Source organism: Chachezhania antarctica (genome assembly GCF_003646465.1).
Taxonomy (GTDB): domain Bacteria; phylum Pseudomonadota; class Alphaproteobacteria; order Rhodobacterales; family Rhodobacteraceae; genus Chachezhania; species Chachezhania antarctica.
This window is the reverse complement of record NZ_QZEX01000002.1, coordinates 286,606-303,977: the sequence shown is the minus strand read 5'-3', so window position 1 is coordinate 303,977 and position 17,372 is coordinate 286,606. Positions and strand designations below refer to the sequence as shown.

Genomic DNA, 17,372 nt, shown 5'->3' with positions numbered 1-17,372 from the left:
TGATGCGATCTCGCGGTGACAGGCACGCCGTGTGGGGATCATATTAGGTCGTCCGCGACAATTGAAAAGACAACCGTACAGACGTCGAACCAGACATCGAACCAGATTGCGGACCAGACGGCAGACCAGACGGCGGAACGGAACATGGCGCCGAAGGGCGAGGACGCGACAGAGAAACGGAAGAAGCCCACGCGGCGCGAGCGGTACGATGCCGCGCGCGCCCGACGCGGTGCGCACACGTATCTGTGGTACATCAGCCGCGGCATCCTGACGACGGCCGGGTCCATCGTGCTGGTCGCCGGCGCCTTCGCGTTCATGCTGGTGGGCACGCCGCTGGATGCGCCGGGCTGGATGAAGGACCGTCTGACCGCCGGGCTGGAACGCAACATGGATGGTATGGGGATCGGCTTCGGCGAGATCTCGTTCACGCTGGGCCGTGACGGCAGGCCCAGCCTTCACCTGGGCGACGTGACGCTGACGGAACCGGACGGGCGCGACCTGGTGCTGATCGACAACGCGGAAATGACCCTGTCCATGCACGCGCTTCTGGACGGGCAGATCCAGCCGAAAACCGTGACGATCACCGGCGTCGAAGGTTTTCTTGAACGCGACCGGACCGGCCGCGTCGTGCTGTCGTTCATCGACGGCGCCCATCCCGTGCAGGCGGAAAACGTGCCGGAACTGATCGGCATGGTCGACGAGGCCCTGCAGGCCCCGCTGTTTTCCGAGCTGAACCGGATCGACGTGCGCACCCTGTCGCTGGATTTCGAAGACCACCGCGCGCGGCGCACCTATGAACTGGAGGGCGGCTACCTGACCGTCCTGCGCGGCGCGCGGGATCTGGAGGCGACGGGCGGGTTCAACGTGCTGGGCGGCCACGCCCCGCGGTCCACGGTTGAATTCAGCCTCGACAGCGATATCGGCGACAAGGCGGCGCAGGTGTCCTTCAAGCTCGACGATGTCGATGCGCGCGATCTGGCGGGGCAGACCGTGGCGCTGGCATGGCTCGATGCCCTGCGCGCGCCGATCTCGGGCGCGATGCGCGGCTCTCTCACGGAAACCGGCGCGCTGGGGCCCGTCTCGGGCACGCTTCATATCGGGGAGGGCGTGTTGCAGCCCACGGACAAGACCCGCCCGATCCCATTCCGGAAGGCGCACAGCTATTTCGAATTCAGCCCCGCCACGCGGACCCTGCGGTTCGACGAACTGGCCGTCGACAGCGACTGGGGCACAGGGACGGCCACGGGCGTGGCCTACCTGGACGTACACGAGAACGGCGGCCTGGACGAGCTGATCGGCCAGTTCGAGTTCACGGGCCTTGTCCTGAACCCGGCCGATATCTACCCCGCGCCGCTGGAACTGTCGGGCGCATCGACCGATTTCCGGCTGGAGCTCGATCCATTCCGCTTCACGCTGGGCCAGCTGTCGGTCTCGCAGGGGGAAACCGACCTGCTGCTGTCGGGCGCGGTGCGCGCCGTGGCCGAGGGCTGGAACATCGCGCTGGACGCGCAGGTGAACGAAATCACGGTAGAGCGGGCGATCAGTTTCTGGCCGCTGCCGGTGGCCTCGGAAGGCCGGGCCTGGGCGGCCGAAAACATTCGCGGCGGCCTGATGACAGGGATCGATGCGTCGCTGCGTTGGGCCCCGAACGAGGCGCCGGCGCTGCATGCCGATTTCGACTTCGAAAAGGCTTCGGTCCGCTATCACGCCACGCTGCCGCCGCTGCTGGACGCTGTCGGCCACGGCACGCTGGACGGCCGGCTGGCCGAGCTGTCGCAGGCCGTCGTTCCTGTGACCGTGCAGGTCGCCGCAAACGACGAAAGCGCAGGCCTTGATGCGCTGGATCGTGGCGGCGCGGCTCCCGGGGGCGTCTCGCAGGCCGCCCTTGTCCCGCCATGGACGCCGCAGGGCGGCACGGCCCCGACATTGACGCTGAAGGCGAAACCGGACGTGCCGGGCCTGCGCCTGTCGGCGACCGTCACCTCGGGCCGGATCCTGCCGCGGCAGGGCGGCGCGCTGGACGTGGCGGGCAGCAGCTTCACGATTCCGGACACCGGTGTGAAGAACGGTCCCGGCGAGGCCGAGCTGCGAGTGAGCGCAGAGGTCACGTCGCTTCTGTCGATGCTGAACGAACCGCCCTTCGGGATCATGGACATCGCCGACCTGCCGGTCGATTTCGCGCAAGGAAACGCGCTGGCCATCGGCCGGATCGTGCTGCCCATGCAGGATCAGGTCCAGTACGAGGAGATCGATTTCGACGTGTCCGCCCGGATCACCGGTTTCGAGACTGACGAACTGATCCCCGACCAGCGGCTGACGGCGGCGGCGCTGGACCTCGTGGCCGATCCGGCCCTCGTCTCGGCCACGGGTGACGTGCGCGTGGGGGACCTTCCCGCGTCGGTCACCTGGCGCCAGCCGATCGGCACCGAACCGGGGCCCGGCTCGGTCACGGGAACGGCCGAAATTTCGCAGCTGACAGTCGACACGTTCGATATCGGTCTGCCCGATGGCACCGTGTCGGGGCAGGGAACGGCGGATTTCACGCTCGACATGCCAAAGGGCGCGCCGCCGGTGCTGACGGCGCAGTCGGATCTCGCCGGCGTGCGGCTGGCCGTGCCGGCGCTTGGCTGGTCGAAACCGGCCGCGTCGCGCGGGCAGATGGATGTTGCCGTCACGCTGGATACGGTGCCGCGGGTCGATTCCGTATCGGTCGCGGCGGCGGGGCTGACGGCGACGGGAGACGTCACGCTGGGCGCCGACGGCAACCTTGATCGCGCCCGGGCCACGTCGCTGAAGATCGGCAACTGGCTGGATGTCTCGGCCGAGATGCGGGGCCGCGGCACTGCGGCGCCCGACATTGCGGTGACGGGCGGGCGGTTCGACATCCGCGGTTCTACCGTGCCGGAGGACTCGGGCGCCGGCGGCGACAGTTCGGTCAATCGCATGACGGTTCAGCTGGACCGGTTGCAGGTCACCGAAACCGTCGCGCTGACGGCCTTCGCGGGCGATTTCGACATGCGGCAGGGCATGGCGGGCGGCTTCAACGGTCGCGTGAACGGCGGCACGCCGATTGCCGGGCAGATCTCGCCCCAGGACGGGGGCAGCGCCTACCGGATCACGTCCGACGATGCCGGGGGCGTCGTGCGGTCGGCCGGGGTGTTCGACCAGGGGCGCGACGGCGACATGGTGATGACGCTGCTGCCCGCGGATGCGCCCGGCACCTACAACGGCTCGCTCAGGGTCGAGAACGCGCGGGTGTCCGGCGCACCGGCTGTGGCGGCGATCCTGAACGCGATCAGCCTTGTGGGCCTGTTCAGCGAACTGGCCGGCAAGGGGATCGAGTTCACGGGGATCGATGCCGACTTCCGCCTGTCGCCCGAGACGCTGACGATCTACCGCTCCAGCGCCGTGGGCCCGTCGATCGGGATGTCGATGGACGGGACCTACAATCTTGTCACTGGCTGGCTGGACACGCGCGGGGTGATTTCGCCCATCTACATGTTCAACGTCATAGGCTCGGTCGTGACGGGCAAGGGCGAAGGGTTGTTCGGCTTCAACTACACGCTGAAGGGCCCGGCCGAGGATCCGCGGGTCGAGGTGAACCTGCTGTCGGGGCTGATGCCCTCGTTCACGCGCAACATCTTCCGCGATGCGCCGCGGCCCAAACCGCCCGCCGATGGCGGTGAGCCCTTGGTCGAACAACACAAGGCCCCGCAGGAAGTGTTCATCAAGGGTGGCGACCGGTAGGCGAAACCCGCCTCCCTACCCATTCGGGGCCCACCCGCCCACCCCGTCGCCCGCGCAAAGCGCGGCCGCCGACCCCGCATGGGTAGGGAGGCGGACGGCGGCGTTTCAGGCGTTTCCATCGGCCGGAACCGGCGCTATAGGCGGCGCCATGCTGTTGAGCGATTTCGATTTCGACCTGCCCGAGGACCTGATTGCCACGCGCCCCGCCGTTCCGCGGAGCGCGGCGCGCCTGCTGGTGTCGGACGGGCCGCGGATCACCGATGCCCATGTCGGCGATCTGCCGGACTGGCTGCGCCCCGGTGACAGGCTTGTCCTGAACGACACCCGCGTGATCCCGGCACGCCTGACAGGCACCCGCCGCCGGATGAGCGGGCAGGGCGAGGTCACCGCGAAGATCGAGGCCACGTTGCTGTCGCCCCGGCCCGACGGGCAGTGGACCGCGCTTCTGAAGCCCCTGCGCAAGGTGCAGGTGGGCGAGGAGATCCGCTTCGGCGACGATTTTGCGGCTCGACTGACGGGGGTCGAAGACGGACAGGGCGTGCTGCGCTTCAATCTTGAGGGCGAGGCGTTCGGACAGGCGCTGGAGGCCCATGGCGCGATGCCCCTGCCGCCCTATATCGCCGGGCGCCGGGCCGCTGACGCGCGCGACCGGGACGATTACCAGAGCGTCTTTGCCCGCAACACCGGCGCCGTGGCCGCGCCCACCGCGTCGCTGCATTTCGACCGGGCGCTTCTGGACCGGCTGGCGGCGATGGGGGTGACGTTTTCCCATGTCACGCTGCATGTCGGCGCGGGCACCTTCCTGCCGGTGAAGGTCGAGGACGTGCGCACCCACCGGATGCATGCCGAATGGGGCCGCGTGAGCGAAACCGCCGCGGCCGAGATCGCCGCGACACGGGCCGAGGGCGGCCGGGTGATCCCCGTGGGCACCACCGCGCTGCGCCTGATCGAGACGGCGGCGCGGGCGGGCGGGATCGCGCCCTGGGAGGGGGAGACCGACATCTTCATCTACCCCGGGTTCGACTTCCGCGTGACCGATGCGCTGATGACCAATTTCCACCTGCCGAAATCGACGCTTCTGATGCTGGTGTCGGCCCTGATCGGGCGGGAGCGGGTGATGGCGATCTATGACCACGCCGTGCGGAACGGGTATCGCTTCTTTTCCTACGGGGATGCGTCGCTGCTGATTCCCCAACCCTAGGGGGCTCTGCCCCCGACCGCCTGGCGGCGGTCTCCCCCCGAGGTATTTGGGGACCAAAGAAGCCGGGGCGCGGGCGCTGTCGCGGCGAAGGGTCGCCGGTTGCGGATCCGGGGTTCAAAAGCGACTTGTCCTGTCGCACATCGGAAGGACGATGGCTCGCCGCACGGGTCATGGCAGGGCCAGCCAAACGGACCGGAGGCGCGCGCGCATGTTACAAGTTCTGTCGAGCGCCTGGGCGCTGCTTTTGGGCCTTGGCCTTCTGACCGTCGGCAACGGCTTGCAGACCACGATCCTTGGCCTGCGGGGGGAGCTTGAAGGCTTCTCCACGCTCGAGATGTCGATCATCGTCCTGGGCTATTTCGTGGGGTTCCTGGGCGGTTCGCGGCTGGCGCCCGAGCTGATCCGGCGCGTGGGCCACGTGCGGGTGTTCGCGGCGCTGGCGTCGGGCATTTCGGCGGTGATGATCGTCTACCCGATGTTCGCCGATCCCATCGTCTGGACCATCGGCCGGGTGATCATCGGGTTCTGCTTCTCGGGCGTGTATGTCACCTCGGAAAGCTGGCTGAACAATGCCGCCGACAACAACAACCGCGGCAAGGCGCTGTCGCTTTACATGGCCGTGATGATGATCGGCATGATCGCAAGCCAGGGCCTTGTCGTGGTGGCAAGCCCGGCGGGCTATCTTGGCTTCGCGATTGCCTCGATCCTGGTGTCGATCTCGTTCGCGCCGATCCTGCTGTCGATCTCGCCCACGCCGCCCTTCGACCGGACGAAGCCGATGAAGCTTAAGGAGCTGTGGGTCGTCTCGCCCCTGGGCTGCGTCGGCATGTTCCTGATCGGCGGCGTGATCGCGGCGCAGTACGGGATGGCGGCCGTCTACGGCGCGCAGGCGAAGCTGAGCGTTCTGCAGATCTCGGTCTTCGTGGCGACGTTCTATGTCGGCGCGCTTTTGATGCAGTTCCCGCTGGGCTGGCTGTCGGACCGGATCGACCGGCGGATGATGATCATGGGGGTCGCCGTGATGGGGGCCGCGGCGTCCTTCGCGGGCTATCTTGTGGGCGACAGCTACTACGTGCTGCTGGGGGTCGCGTTCCTGATCGGAGGCACGGCCAACCCGCTCTATTCGCTCGTGATCGCGCATACCAACGACTACCTTCAGCACGAGGACATGGCCGCCGCGTCGGGCGGCATGATCTTCCTGAACGGGCTGGGGGCCAGCTGCGGGCCGCTGCTGGTGGGCTGGATGATGGGCCCGAACATCATGGGGCCGGGGGGCTACTTCTTCTTCATCGCGACGCTTCTGATGATCTTCGCGATCTACGTGGCCTACCGCGCGACGCAGCGTGCCGCGGTGCCACTGGAGGAAGCCGGCGCGATGGTCGTCGTGGCGCCCAGCTATTCGCCCGTCGCGCTGGAAGTCGCGCAGGAGATCGCCATCGAGGCCGAGCTGGAAGAAGCTGCCGAGGAAGACCCGGGATCGGCATGATTCCGCAAGACTATGTCGGACTGTTGCAATTCTTGATCATATTTGCCTGTTCATCGGGCAGAATGCGAACAATATGAAAATCCTCTGCAACGTGGAGTACAGAAGATGGCAGACCCGGAAGAGGTCCTGAATTTCTGGCTGAATGAGGTCGGGCAAGCAGGCTGGTACAAGGTGGACGACGCGCTGGACCGCGAGATCCGCGACAGGTTCATGGACACATGGCAGGCCGCGTCACGCGATACGTTCTGCACCTGGAAGCAGAACCCGCGCCATGCGCTGGCGCTGATCGTGCTGACGGATCAGTTCCCGCGCAACATGTTCCGGGGCGAGGCACGCGCCTTCGCGACGGATGCGCTGGCACGGAAATACGCGAAATGCGCGATCGATCGCGATTGGGACCTGCAGGTGAAGGAGCCCGAGCGGCAGTTCTTCTACCTGCCCCTGATGCATTCGGAAAACCTGTCGGACCAGGAACGCTGCGTGCGCCTGATGATGCAGCGGATGCCGGAGGAGGGGGACTCGAACCTGCTTCACGCCCGCGCCCATCGGCAGGTGATCCGCCAGTTCGGCCGGTTCCCCTATCGCAACGCCGCGCTTGACCGTGCCTCGACCCCGCCGGAGATGGCCTACGTGGCCGATGGCGGCTATGGCTCGACCGTGACGTCCCTGCAGGCGGCCTGAACGCAGGGCTGCGGGCGGGAAACCTGCTCCGCGGACCTGCCCTCCCGCGCCCCGCGCGGCCCCGGACGGGGCCGCCAGCATCGTGTCGGGCGCAGCCCGGCCGCAGGGTAACGGTGCGTCCGGGGGACCCGAGCGATATGTCGCGCCCGGGCGTCGACACGCCTTGATTGCCCGCGCGGACCAGATAGTTTACCATTAAACCAGTTTCGACCCACCGTATGAAAGTGAGGGCGCCATGGCCGGGAAATCCTTCGACGTGATCGTGATCGGCGCAGGCCCGGGCGGCTATGTTGCCGCCATCCGTGCCGCCCAGCTGGGCCTGAACGTCGCCGTCGTCGAACGCGAGCACATGGGCGGCATCTGCCTCAACTGGGGCTGCATCCCCACCAAGGCCCTGCTGCGCACTGCCGAAGTCTTCCACCTGATGCACCGCGCCAAGGATTTCGGGCTGACGGCGGAAAAGGTCGGCTTCGATTTCGACGCCGTGGTCAAGCGTTCGCGCGGGGTGGCCAAGCAGCTTTCCTCCGGCGTCACGCATCTCTTGAAGAAGAACAAGGTCACCGCCATCATGGGCGAGGCCAAGCTGGCCGGCAAAGGCAAGGTCACCGTCACCACCGACAAGGGGACGGAGGATCTGACGGCCAAGAACATCATCCTCGCCACCGGCGCCCGCGCCCGGGACCTGCCGGGGCTCGAGGCTGACGGCAAGCGCGTCTGGATGTACAAGCACGCCCTGCAACCGCCGCATATGCCGAAGAAACTGCTGGTCATCGGCTCCGGCGCCATCGGCATCGAATTCGCCAGTTTTTACCATACGCTCGGTGCCGAGGCGACGGTGGTCGAGGTGATGGACCGTATCCTGCCGGTGGAAGACGCCGAGATCTCGGCCTTCGCCAAGAAACAGTTCCAGAAGCAGGGCATGACGATCCTCGAGAAGTCCGGCGTCAAGAAGCTGGATCGCGGCAAGGACAAGGTGACGGCCCATATCGAAACTGGCGGCAAGGTCGAAAAGCACGATTTCGATACGGTGATTAGTGCCGTGGGCATCGTCGGCAATGTCGAGAACCTCGGGCTGGAGGAGGCGGGCATCAAGGTCGATCGTTCCCATGTCGTGGTCGACGAATACTGCCGCACGGGTGTCGAGGGCGTCTATGCCATCGGCGATATCGCGGGTGCGCCCTGGCTGGCGCACAAGGCGTCGCACGAAGGCGTCATGGTCGCCGAGCTGATCGCCGGTGAGCACGTCCACCCGGTACGTCCAGAAAGTATAGCGGGTTGCACCTACTGCCATCCGCAGGTGGCCTCGGTCGGGTTGACGGAAGCCAAGGCCAAGGATGCGGGCTATGACATCAAGGTCGGCCGTTTCCCGTATATCGGCAACGGCAAGGCCATCGCGCTTGGCGAATCCGAAGGCATGATCAAGACGATCTTCGACGCGAAGACGGGGGAGCTTCTGGGCGCCCACATGATCGGCGCCGAGGTGACGGAACTGATCCAGGGCTATGTCGTCGGCCGCCAGCTGGAAACCACGGAACAGGACCTGATGAACACGGTCTTCCCGCATCCCACGCTGTCGGAAATGATGCACGAAAGCGTGCTCGACGCCTACGGCCGCGCGATCCACTTCTAGCCCGCCGTTGAAAGATTGCCGTAGGGTGCGTGGTCCCCACGCACCTTTCCCAAGCCAGAAAACCCGATGCAGCCCCACTCCCCCGAACGGTGCCGGCCAGACGACCCCCGTCTCCCCGCCATCCTCTCCCTGATCCAGCGGGCCTTCGCCTACATGGACAGCCGCATCGACCCGCCGTCGTCGATGACCCGGCTCACCCTGGCAGACATCGCGAAACAATGCGAAACCGGCGAGGTCTGGGTGGTGGGCGATCCCCCCGTGGCCTGCGTGTTCTTCAAGGAACTGGACGGCTGCCTCTACCTCGGCAAGCTCGCAGTAGACGATACGGCTCGCGGGCAAGGGCTGGCGCGCCGGATGGTCGACCTGGCCGTCGAACGGGCGGCCGCACGAGGCCTGCCCGAGGTGGAATTGCAGGCCCGCGTCGAACTCGTCGAAAACCACGCGGCCTTCACCAAAATGGGCTTCCGAAAGACGGGCGAGACGGCGCATGCGGGCTACGACAGACCAACCTCCATCACCATGCGCAAGCCCGTGACGCATCCGTAGGGTGCGTGGTCCCCACGCACCGCTCGCCCCGACACGATACCCGCGGCGGGATTCCGTGATCACTTCGGCCATTCCCCGCCGGAACCTTTCACTCCCGTGACCGCAACAACCGCTGCTGGTGTTGCCGTCGCGCTATCCGTGTTACCTCCCGCCGCGAATCGTCATGCGGGGCAGGGGCCCGGCACCCGGGGGAACGACATGGTACAGTTGAGTAGCGAAGGTCAGAACATCGTCAGCGATCTGGCAGGCCGGCACGGCTTCAGCCAAGACGCGGTCACGCATATGCTGGTTGCCGTGAACAATGGCGGCGGCACGCAGGCGCAGTTCGATCACTGGGAGTTCGGCGGCATGGGCCAGTGGTCCATGGGCGGGATGATCATGATCGGCGACATGTTCAACAACATGCTGAAGGGCCGGGTCGACGCGTTGTGCAACGACCTGTCGAATTCCCTGCGCAACGCGACCGTGTTCCAGCCCATGGGCTCCAGCCAAAGCCAGAGCCAGGGCGGCTACCAGACCACGGCTTTCGGCAACTCCAGCCTGTTCGTGCAGGAACCGGGGCAAAGCTGGCCGCAGGAACTGGGCCAGCCCTCGTCCCAGGGCGCGCAGAACGACATGCGCTACGCGTTTTTCCCGTCGACCCGGCGTCTGGCCGTGAAGATCGGCGGCCGGACGACGATCTACGACGCGGGCGATCACCAGATCGGCGGCTTCGGCCAGCAGCAAAGCGGATCGTCCACCGACGGCCTGACTTTCTCCAGCCAGTTCGGAACCTACCGTCCGTCGGATCTGCCGGTGATCTCGGTCGATGGCGTTGCGCCGCAACAGTCGCAACCCGCGCCGCAGCCGACCTATGATCCGCAGCCCGAACCGATGCCCGAGATGGCGCAGCAGCCGAACCCCACTCCGGAACCGGTGCAGGCGATGCAGCAGGCCAGTGCCGAGGGCAACATCATCGACCAGATCGAACGGCTGGGCGCGCTGCGGGACCGTGGCATCCTGACGGACGAGGAATTCACCTCCAAGAAGTCCGAGCTTCTGTCCCGCCTCTGACCCCGGGACCAGGGCCCTTGCAAAGGGCCGTTAAAAGCGGTTTCCAGATCGCATCTGAAGCCGGTTCCAAACCGGCTTCGCCCGGTCCCGCCCATGGGGCCGGGTCGTGCAGGCGACGGAACCGGCATCATGGACAGAACAACAACCGCCTTCGCCAAGGTGATCGGCCTTTGGGCCGCAGGCATGGGGGCGGCGGCGCAGTTCGGCAAGGTGTCGGTCGCCTATACCTACCTTGCCGAGATCTACGGCAATACCGGCGCGGCGCTCGGTTTCGCCGTGTCGCTTGTGGGCTCGGTCGGCATCGTGTTCGGCGTGGTCGCTGGGCTGGTCGTCGCGCGGACGGGCTTTCGTCGCGCGTTGATCTGGGCGCTGCTGCTGGGCGCCGTCCTGTCGGGCGTGCAGGCGCTTTTGCCGCCACTCTGGCTGTTCCTCGTCTCCCGCGCGGCCGAAGGAGCCTCGCACCTTGCCATCGTCGTGGCCGCGCCCACGCTGATCGCGCAGATCTCGGCCGAGCGTCACCGGGGCCTGACCCTGTCGCTCTGGTCCACGTTCTTCGGCGTGGCTTTCTCGCTGCTGGTCTGGCTGGGGCTGCCGCTGTTGCGGACCCACGGCGTGCCGGCGCTGTTTGCCGCCCACGGGGTCTACATGGCCGCGATGGCCGGGCTGATCCTGATCCTGTTGCCGCGCGACGTGGTCGGCCCGCAGCCCGGTACCCTGTCCCCGCGGGCGATACTGGCCGAACATGTCGAGATCTACCGCTCCCCCTACCTTTCCGCCGCCGGGCTGGGCTGGGTGTTCTACGCGGGGTCTTACGTGGCGATCCTGACCATCATGCCACCCTTCGTGCCCGAAGCGATCCGCGCGGCGACCTTCGCGGCCTTCCCGCTGGTGGGCATCGCATCGTCGATGACGCTGGGCGTCTGGCTGCTGCGCCGGGTGCCAGCCGTGCGGGTGGTGCGGGCCGGGTTCGTGGCGGCCCTTCTGGCCAGCGTTGCGATCGTCGCTTTGCCGGGTGCGGGCTGGCCCTATCTGCTGCTATCCGCCGTGCTGGGGCTGGTGCAGGGCGCGTCCTTCACCGCTATCCCGCAGTTGAATGCAGGCGCGCGGGGGCAGGCGCAGGCGAACGGCGCGATGGCGCAGATGGGCAATGTGGGCACCACCTTCGGCACGCCGGTTCTGGCCGCACTTGTGCTGGGCCTTGGGCTGACCGGGTTCCTGATCTTCGCCGCCACGCTTTTTGCCGGGGGGGCGCTGGTGCACACGGTCACCGCCGCCCGCCGGGCGCGCGTGGTGAAAGCCTAGGCCGGCACCGGGTGAAGCTCGTAGGTCTCGCCCTCAAGGATTGCGCGGTCCACCTCGATCCGCGGCAGGCCCGGATCGTCGTCGCGCCGGCCGCGCAGGATGATCTCCGTGCCGGGGGACAGCATGTCCTCGTCCAGCCCGGTCCGGCCGCCGCGCCATTGCTGGCCCAGCCGCGCTTCCCAGTTCTTGCCGTCCGCCTCGACCGTCAGAATGCCCCGCGGATCGCCGAGCTTCGCTTCGGTGATCACGCCGGTCAGCTCAAACTCGCTGTCTTCGGTCCAGCGCCAGCCATGGTGGGCAAAGGCGGGGGCCCCGGGCAGCGCCGGAAGCAGGGCGAGGAGGCCACGTCTGCTGAGTTGCATATCGATCTCCATCCAAATCCGGGGGCCAGCATCGCAAACCGCAACAGAGTCGTCACCTGACAGCGACGTGATCCCACCCCCTTGCAGCGGAGCCTTGCCGATCCTCTGCACGATACGCGGGCAATCCCGTCACAAACCTTGTTATGCGACCCCACGTGTTCACATTATGTTCGCATTTTTAGGTTGGAGACTCACCGCCGCTGACCTATGTCTGGAAGACATTGGCCGGGGGTGTCATGAGCGAACAGAAATTCATATCGGTCCGCGGCGCGCGGGAACACAACCTGAAGGGCGTCGATGTCGACATTCCCCGCGACCAGCTGGTCGTGATCACGGGTCTGTCGGGATCGGGCAAATCGTCCCTGGCCTTCGACACGATCTATGCCGAAGGCCAGCGGCGCTATGTCGAAAGCCTGTCGGCCTATGCGCGGCAATTCCTCGACATGATGGAAAAGCCGGACGTGGATCACATCACCGGCCTCAGCCCCGCGATTTCCATCGAACAGAAGACGACATCGAAGAACCCGCGCTCCACCGTCGGCACGGTGACCGAGATCTACGATTACATGCGCCTGCTCTATGCACGCGCCGGCACACCCTACAGCCCCGCCACCGGCCTGCCGATCGAAGCGCAGCAGGTACAGGACATGGTCGACCGGATCATGGCGCTGGGGGACGGCACCCGTGCCTACCTGCTGGCCCCCATCGTGCGGGACCGGAAGGGCGAATACCGCAAGGAATTCATGGACCTGCGCAAGCAGGGCTTTCAGCGCGTGAAGGTGAACGGCGAGTTCCACGAACTGGACGAGCCCCCGACGCTCGACAAGAAATTCCGCCACAACATCGACGTCGTCGTCGACCGCGTCGTGGTGCGCGAAGGCATCGAAACCCGGTTGGCGGATTCCCTGCGAACCGCACTGGACCTGGCCGACGGCATCGCCACGCTGGAAACCGCGCCGACCGAGGGCGAGCCGGAACGCCTGACCTTCAGCGAAAATTTCGCATGCCCCGTGTCGGGCTTCACGATCCCTGAGATCGAACCGCGCCTGTTTTCCTTCAACGCCCCCTTCGGCGCCTGCCCGGATTGCGACGGGTTGGGTGTCGAGTTGTTCTTCGACGAACGCCTCGTCGTTCCCGACGCGGCCTTGAAGATCGCCGATGGCGCACTGGCGCCGTGGCGGAAGGGGAAATCGCCCTACTTCCTGCAGACCATCAATTCCCTCGCCAAGCATTACGGCTTCAAGACCCAGACCAAGTGGAAGCACCTGCCCGAGAAGGTACAGCAGATGTTCCTGTATGGATCGGGCAGGGAAGAGATCAAGTTCCGTTACGACGACGGCGGCCGCGTCTACGAGGTGTCGCGCGTCTTCGAAGGCGTGATCCCGAACATGGAACGCCGCTACCGCGAGACGGATTCGAACTGGATCCGCGAGGAGTTCGAACGCTACCAGAACAACCGCCCCTGCGGCAGCTGCGGCGGGTACCGTCTGAAGCCCGAGGCACTAGCGGTTAAGATCGGTCCGGCCGATGGCCCTCAGGAAGATCTTCTCCACGTGGGGCAGGTCGTCCAGATGTCGATCCGCGAAGCGTTCGAGTGGTGCGAAACGGTGCCGAAACATCTCTCGGTCCAGAAGAACGAGATCGCCCGCGCCATCCTGAAGGAAATCCGCGAACGGCTGGGCTTCCTGAACAACGTGGGCCTCGATTACCTGACGCTGTCGCGGAATTCCGGCACGCTGTCGGGCGGCGAAAGCCAGCGGATCCGGCTGGCCTCGCAGATCGGCTCCGGCCTCACCGGGGTTCTGTACGTGCTCGACGAGCCGTCCATCGGCCTGCACCAGCGCGACAATGACCGCCTGCTGGGCACGCTGAAATCGCTGCGCGACCAGGGCAATACGGTGATCGTCGTGGAACATGACGAGGAAGCGATCCGCGAGGCCGATTACGTCTTCGACATCGGCCCGGGCGCGGGTGTGCATGGCGGGCAGGTGGTCAGCCACGGTACCCCCGATCATATCGCGGCCGATCCCGCCTCCCTGACCGGCCAGTACCTGTCCGGCACGCGCGAGATCCCGGTTCCGGCCGAACGGCGCAAGGGCAACGGCAAGTCGATCACGGTGGTGAAGGCCACGGGCAACAACCTGCAGGAGGTCACGGCCGATTTCCCGCTGGGCAAGTTCGTCTGCGTCGCGGGCGTGTCCGGCGGCGGCAAGTCGACCCTGACCATCGAGACGTTGTTCAAGACGGCCTCGATGCGCCTGAACGGCGCGCGGCAGACGCCGGCACCCTGTGAAACGATCAAGGGCCTGCAACACCTCGACAAGGTCATCGACATCGACCAGCGCCCCATCGGGCGCACGCCTCGGTCGAACCCGGCCACCTATACCGGCGCCTTCACGCCGATCCGCGACTGGTTCGCGGGCCTGCCCGAAGCCAAGGCGCGCGGCTACAAGCCCGGGCGCTTCAGCTTCAACGTGAAGGGTGGCCGGTGCGAGGCCTGCCAGGGCGACGGCGTGATCAAGATCGAGATGCACTTCCTGCCCGACGTCTACGTGACCTGCGAAACCTGCAAGGGCGCGCGCTATAACCGCGAAACGCTGGAGATCACGTTCAAGGGCAAGTCCATCGCTGACGTGCTCGACATGACGGTCGAGGACGCGCAGGGCTTCTTCCAGGCGGTCCCGTCGATCCGCGAGAAGATGGACGCGCTGATGCGCGTGGGCCTGGGCTACATCAAGGTCGGCCAGCAGGCGACGACGCTGTCGGGCGGCGAGGCGCAGCGGGTGAAACTGTCGAAGGAACTGGCGCGCCGGTCGACGGGAAAGACGCTCTACATCCTCGACGAACCGACGACGGGGCTGCATTTCGAGGACGTGAAGAAGCTCCTGGAAGTGCTACACGAACTGGTGGAGCAGGGGAACTCGGTCGTGGTGATCGAGCACAACCTGGATGTCATCAAGACCGCGGACCACATCATCGACATCGGCCCGGAAGGCGGCGATGGCGGTGGACGGATCGTGGCCGCCGGCACGCCGGAAGAGGTGGCGGCGGTCGAGGGGTCTCATACCGGGCACTACCTGAAGCCATTGCTGGATCCCAAGAGAAAGCGGCTGGCGGCGGAGTAGGGAATGGTGCGTGCGAAGCACACACCCTACGGTGGTCACGTGGCCGGTCAGCTCGGATTCACCACAGAGATGGGCCCGCCATCCCTGCAGATCCACCATCGCCTGGTTGGGGCCTGAGCGCTCACGCCCGTCCCGTCAAGGGCAAGCCGCGCGATGCGCGGGCCTCGCGGCCCCTTGACGGGACGGCCGCGACCGCTCTCATCGGCCCCAGGCGACGGTGGCTCCGCAGAGATGGCTTGGAGGATATCTGTGCACCGGGGCAGGGCGCGTGTTTTCTTCTCTTCCCGAAATACTCCCGCCGGAGGCGGACCCACATCTGCGATCGGGACTGGCGCTGGCCTTAGAGGACCGGGTCGGCGTAACCGCGCGAGAAGGTGAACATCTCCTCGTGCACGTGCCGGGCCATGGCGCGGACGGCGGCGGAGGGGTGGGCATCGCGGATCTGCATCAACGCGTCGTCGGTCTCGCGGCAGATCGGCATCTGGTGCAGGGCGCGGATTGCATCGACCGCCTGCCAGATGTCCCGCGGGGCCGACAGGGCGAGCCGCGCGAGCGCGGATGATGCGGACGGATCGGCGCGTTGGCCGAGGGCGCGGATGGCGCTGATCCGCACGTCCCTGTCGGAGCGTTTCAGGTGCGACAGGAGCCATGGCATCGTGTCGGCGGGACGGCCGCCGAAGGCGATCTCGGTCCCGCAGGCCGGGCAGAAGGCGGCGGCCTGGGGCGTCATTGCGGAACAGACGGGGCAGGGGCTGTGCATGGTCCGTGGCGGCCGTTCGACAACAGGTTGAGCCAAGTAGAATTGGCTCAGCTCCTAGTCAGGCTTTGCAACGAACATGTGACGGAATGCATTCTGTTTGACGGCAATCGGGCGCGCCTGTCGAAACGGGCACGGCCCGGACTGCGCCGGGGCATGGGCGCCCGGCGCGCCCGAGTGTCAGTTCAACAGCGTCGCGACGGCGCCGATCACGTTCAGCACTTCGCGTGTCTGGCGGTCCATCTGGTAGACCTGACCGCCGTACCGATAGTAATCGTAGCCGGGCTCGAACCCGTAGCGGCCCGGGCTCTCGATGATGATGTAGTCGCGGTCGACACGGTCGCCCTTGTAGACGTCGTTGTGGTTGGAGCGCAGCCCCGGCGGTGTGCAGGAACCCTTCTTCGCCAGACCGGGCGGGCAGCCCTTGGGGCCGGCGGTGACGGCGGCGGGCACGACAAGGGTCGCGGTGGCGAGGCCGATGGCGGTCGCGCGCAGGATGCGGTGCATGGCGGTATCCTCTCTTTCCATATTTCGGGAATATAACCCCGGATGACGGGAGAGGTTCCCCCTGTCTTCCCGCCCCTGCGGAGTTCCGCCTATCCCCGCCCGCGCTTTTCGAACCGGGGCAGCATGGCGCTGAAATCCCGGCCCTTGCCGTCCTCGTCCTCGACGAATGTCGCGTAGAGCGCCTGGGCCAGCGCGCCCATGGGCGTGTCGGCATCGGCGCTTTCGGCGGCCTGTTGCGACAGGCGCAGGTCCTTCAGCATCAGGTCGGCGGCGAAGCCCGGCGTGTAGCCATTGTCGGCCGGGCTTTGGGGGCCTACGCCCGGCGCGGGGCAGTAGGCGTTCATCGTCCAGCTGTAGCCCGACGAGGTCGAGACCACGTCGAACATCTTCTGGCGGTCGAGGCCCAGCTTGTCGGCGAGCGCAAAGGCTTCGCACGTGCCGATCATGGTGACGGCAAGGATCATGTTGTTGCAGATCTTGGCCGCCTGGCCTGCGCCGGAGCCGCCGCAATGCACCGCCTTCTGGCCCATGATGTCGAAAAGAGGTTCCGCCTTGGCGAAGGCGGCCTCGCTGCCGCCGGCCATGAAGGTCAGCGTGCCCGCCGCCGCGCCGCCGATCCCGCCCGACACGGGCGCATCGACAGCCAGCAGCCCGGCGGCTTCGGCCTGATCGGCCACCGCGCGGGCGCTGTCGACATCGACGGTGGAACAATCCAGCAGCAGCGCGCCGGACGCCATGGCCGGGATTACCTCGTCCGCCACGGCGCGCAGGATCGCGCCGTTGGGGAGCATCGTGATCACCACCTCCGCCCCTTTGGCGGCGGCCGGTGCACTGGAGGCGCTGGCACCGCCGTCGACCTCGATCCCGGCGGTGTCGAAGCCGGTGACCTCTTGGCCTGCGGCGATCAGGTTGGCGGCCATCGGCGCGCCCATGTTGCCCAGTCCGATGAATGCGATCTTCATGTGGTCTTCTCCT

Annotated in this window: 13 protein-coding genes; 9 read left to right on the top strand and 4 right to left on the bottom strand. The window is 66.6% G+C overall.

Annotated features, from left to right (window positions below):
- Positions 1 to 144 precede the first annotated feature (144 nt).
- From D4754_RS05200 to D4754_RS05165, 8 genes are all read left to right on the top strand, one after another.
- Positions 145 to 3,747 carry an AsmA-like C-terminal region-containing protein gene (locus tag D4754_RS05200; protein WP_121061862.1) on the top strand — a complete coding sequence of 1,201 codons (3,603 nt, stop codon included), beginning with the start codon at positions 145 to 147 and terminating at the stop codon, positions 3,745 to 3,747.
- A gap of 148 nt (positions 3,748 to 3,895) precedes the next feature.
- On the top strand, positions 3,896 to 4,948 hold the full coding sequence (gene queA, locus D4754_RS05195) for a tRNA preQ1(34) S-adenosylmethionine ribosyltransferase-isomerase QueA (protein WP_121061861.1): 1,053 nt from the start codon (positions 3,896 to 3,898) through the stop codon (positions 4,946 to 4,948).
- A gap of 208 nt (positions 4,949 to 5,156) precedes the next feature.
- Positions 5,157 to 6,434 (top strand): MFS transporter, encoded by a 1,278-nt coding sequence (locus D4754_RS05190; RefSeq protein WP_121061860.1) that lies wholly within the window; start codon positions 5,157 to 5,159, stop codon positions 6,432 to 6,434.
- A 105-nt stretch (positions 6,435 to 6,539) separates the two neighbouring features.
- Positions 6,540 to 7,115 (top strand): DUF924 family protein, encoded by a 576-nt coding sequence (locus D4754_RS05185; RefSeq protein ID WP_121061859.1) that lies wholly within the window; start codon positions 6,540 to 6,542, stop codon positions 7,113 to 7,115.
- Between the two features lie 235 nt (positions 7,116 to 7,350).
- A complete protein-coding gene (gene lpdA / locus D4754_RS05180; RefSeq protein WP_121061858.1) occupies positions 7,351 to 8,745 on the top strand; it encodes a dihydrolipoyl dehydrogenase in 1,395 nt (464 codons plus the stop codon).
- 66 nt (positions 8,746 to 8,811) lie between these two features.
- On the top strand, positions 8,812 to 9,291 hold the full coding sequence (locus tag D4754_RS05175) for a GNAT family N-acetyltransferase (RefSeq protein WP_121061857.1): 480 nt from the start codon (positions 8,812 to 8,814) through the stop codon (positions 9,289 to 9,291).
- 198 nt (positions 9,292 to 9,489) lie between these two features.
- On the top strand, positions 9,490 to 10,344 hold the full coding sequence (locus D4754_RS05170) for an SHOCT domain-containing protein (protein ID WP_121061856.1): 855 nt from the start codon (positions 9,490 to 9,492) through the stop codon (positions 10,342 to 10,344).
- A gap of 129 nt (positions 10,345 to 10,473) precedes the next feature.
- The gene (locus tag D4754_RS05165) at positions 10,474 to 11,646 is read left to right on the top strand and encodes an MFS transporter (protein WP_121061855.1); all 1,173 of its coding nucleotides are present in this window, start codon (positions 10,474 to 10,476) and stop codon (positions 11,644 to 11,646) included.
- On the opposite strand, the gene D4754_RS05160 is transcribed toward D4754_RS05165, so the two are convergent.
- Positions 11,643 to 12,008: a hypothetical protein gene (locus D4754_RS05160; RefSeq protein WP_121062235.1), complete on the bottom strand. Its 366-nt coding sequence runs from the start codon at positions 12,006 to 12,008 to the stop codon at positions 11,643 to 11,645. The two genes, D4754_RS05165 and D4754_RS05160, sit on opposite strands and share 4 nt — an antisense overlap.
- A gap of 236 nt (positions 12,009 to 12,244) precedes the next feature.
- Between D4754_RS05160 and uvrA the strand changes: the two genes are divergently transcribed.
- The gene (gene uvrA, locus D4754_RS05155) at positions 12,245 to 15,133 is read left to right on the top strand and encodes an excinuclease ABC subunit UvrA (protein ID WP_121061854.1); all 2,889 of its coding nucleotides are present in this window, start codon (positions 12,245 to 12,247) and stop codon (positions 15,131 to 15,133) included.
- A 340-nt stretch (positions 15,134 to 15,473) separates the two neighbouring features.
- On the opposite strand, the gene D4754_RS05150 is transcribed toward uvrA, so the two are convergent.
- The 3 genes from D4754_RS05150 to mmsB form a co-directional block, all read right to left on the bottom strand.
- Positions 15,474 to 15,863 (bottom strand): HEAT repeat domain-containing protein, encoded by a 390-nt coding sequence (locus tag D4754_RS05150; RefSeq protein WP_163025782.1) that lies wholly within the window; start codon positions 15,861 to 15,863, stop codon positions 15,474 to 15,476.
- 207 nt (positions 15,864 to 16,070) lie between these two features.
- Entirely contained in the window at positions 16,071 to 16,397 is a 327-nt protein-coding gene (locus D4754_RS05145; protein WP_121061852.1) for an excinuclease ABC subunit A, read from the bottom strand.
- A gap of 89 nt (positions 16,398 to 16,486) precedes the next feature.
- Positions 16,487 to 17,359, bottom strand: a complete 873-nt coding sequence (gene mmsB, locus D4754_RS05140) for a 3-hydroxyisobutyrate dehydrogenase (RefSeq protein ID WP_121061851.1) — start codon at positions 17,357 to 17,359, stop codon at positions 16,487 to 16,489.
- Positions 17,360 to 17,372: the final 13 nt, after the last annotated feature.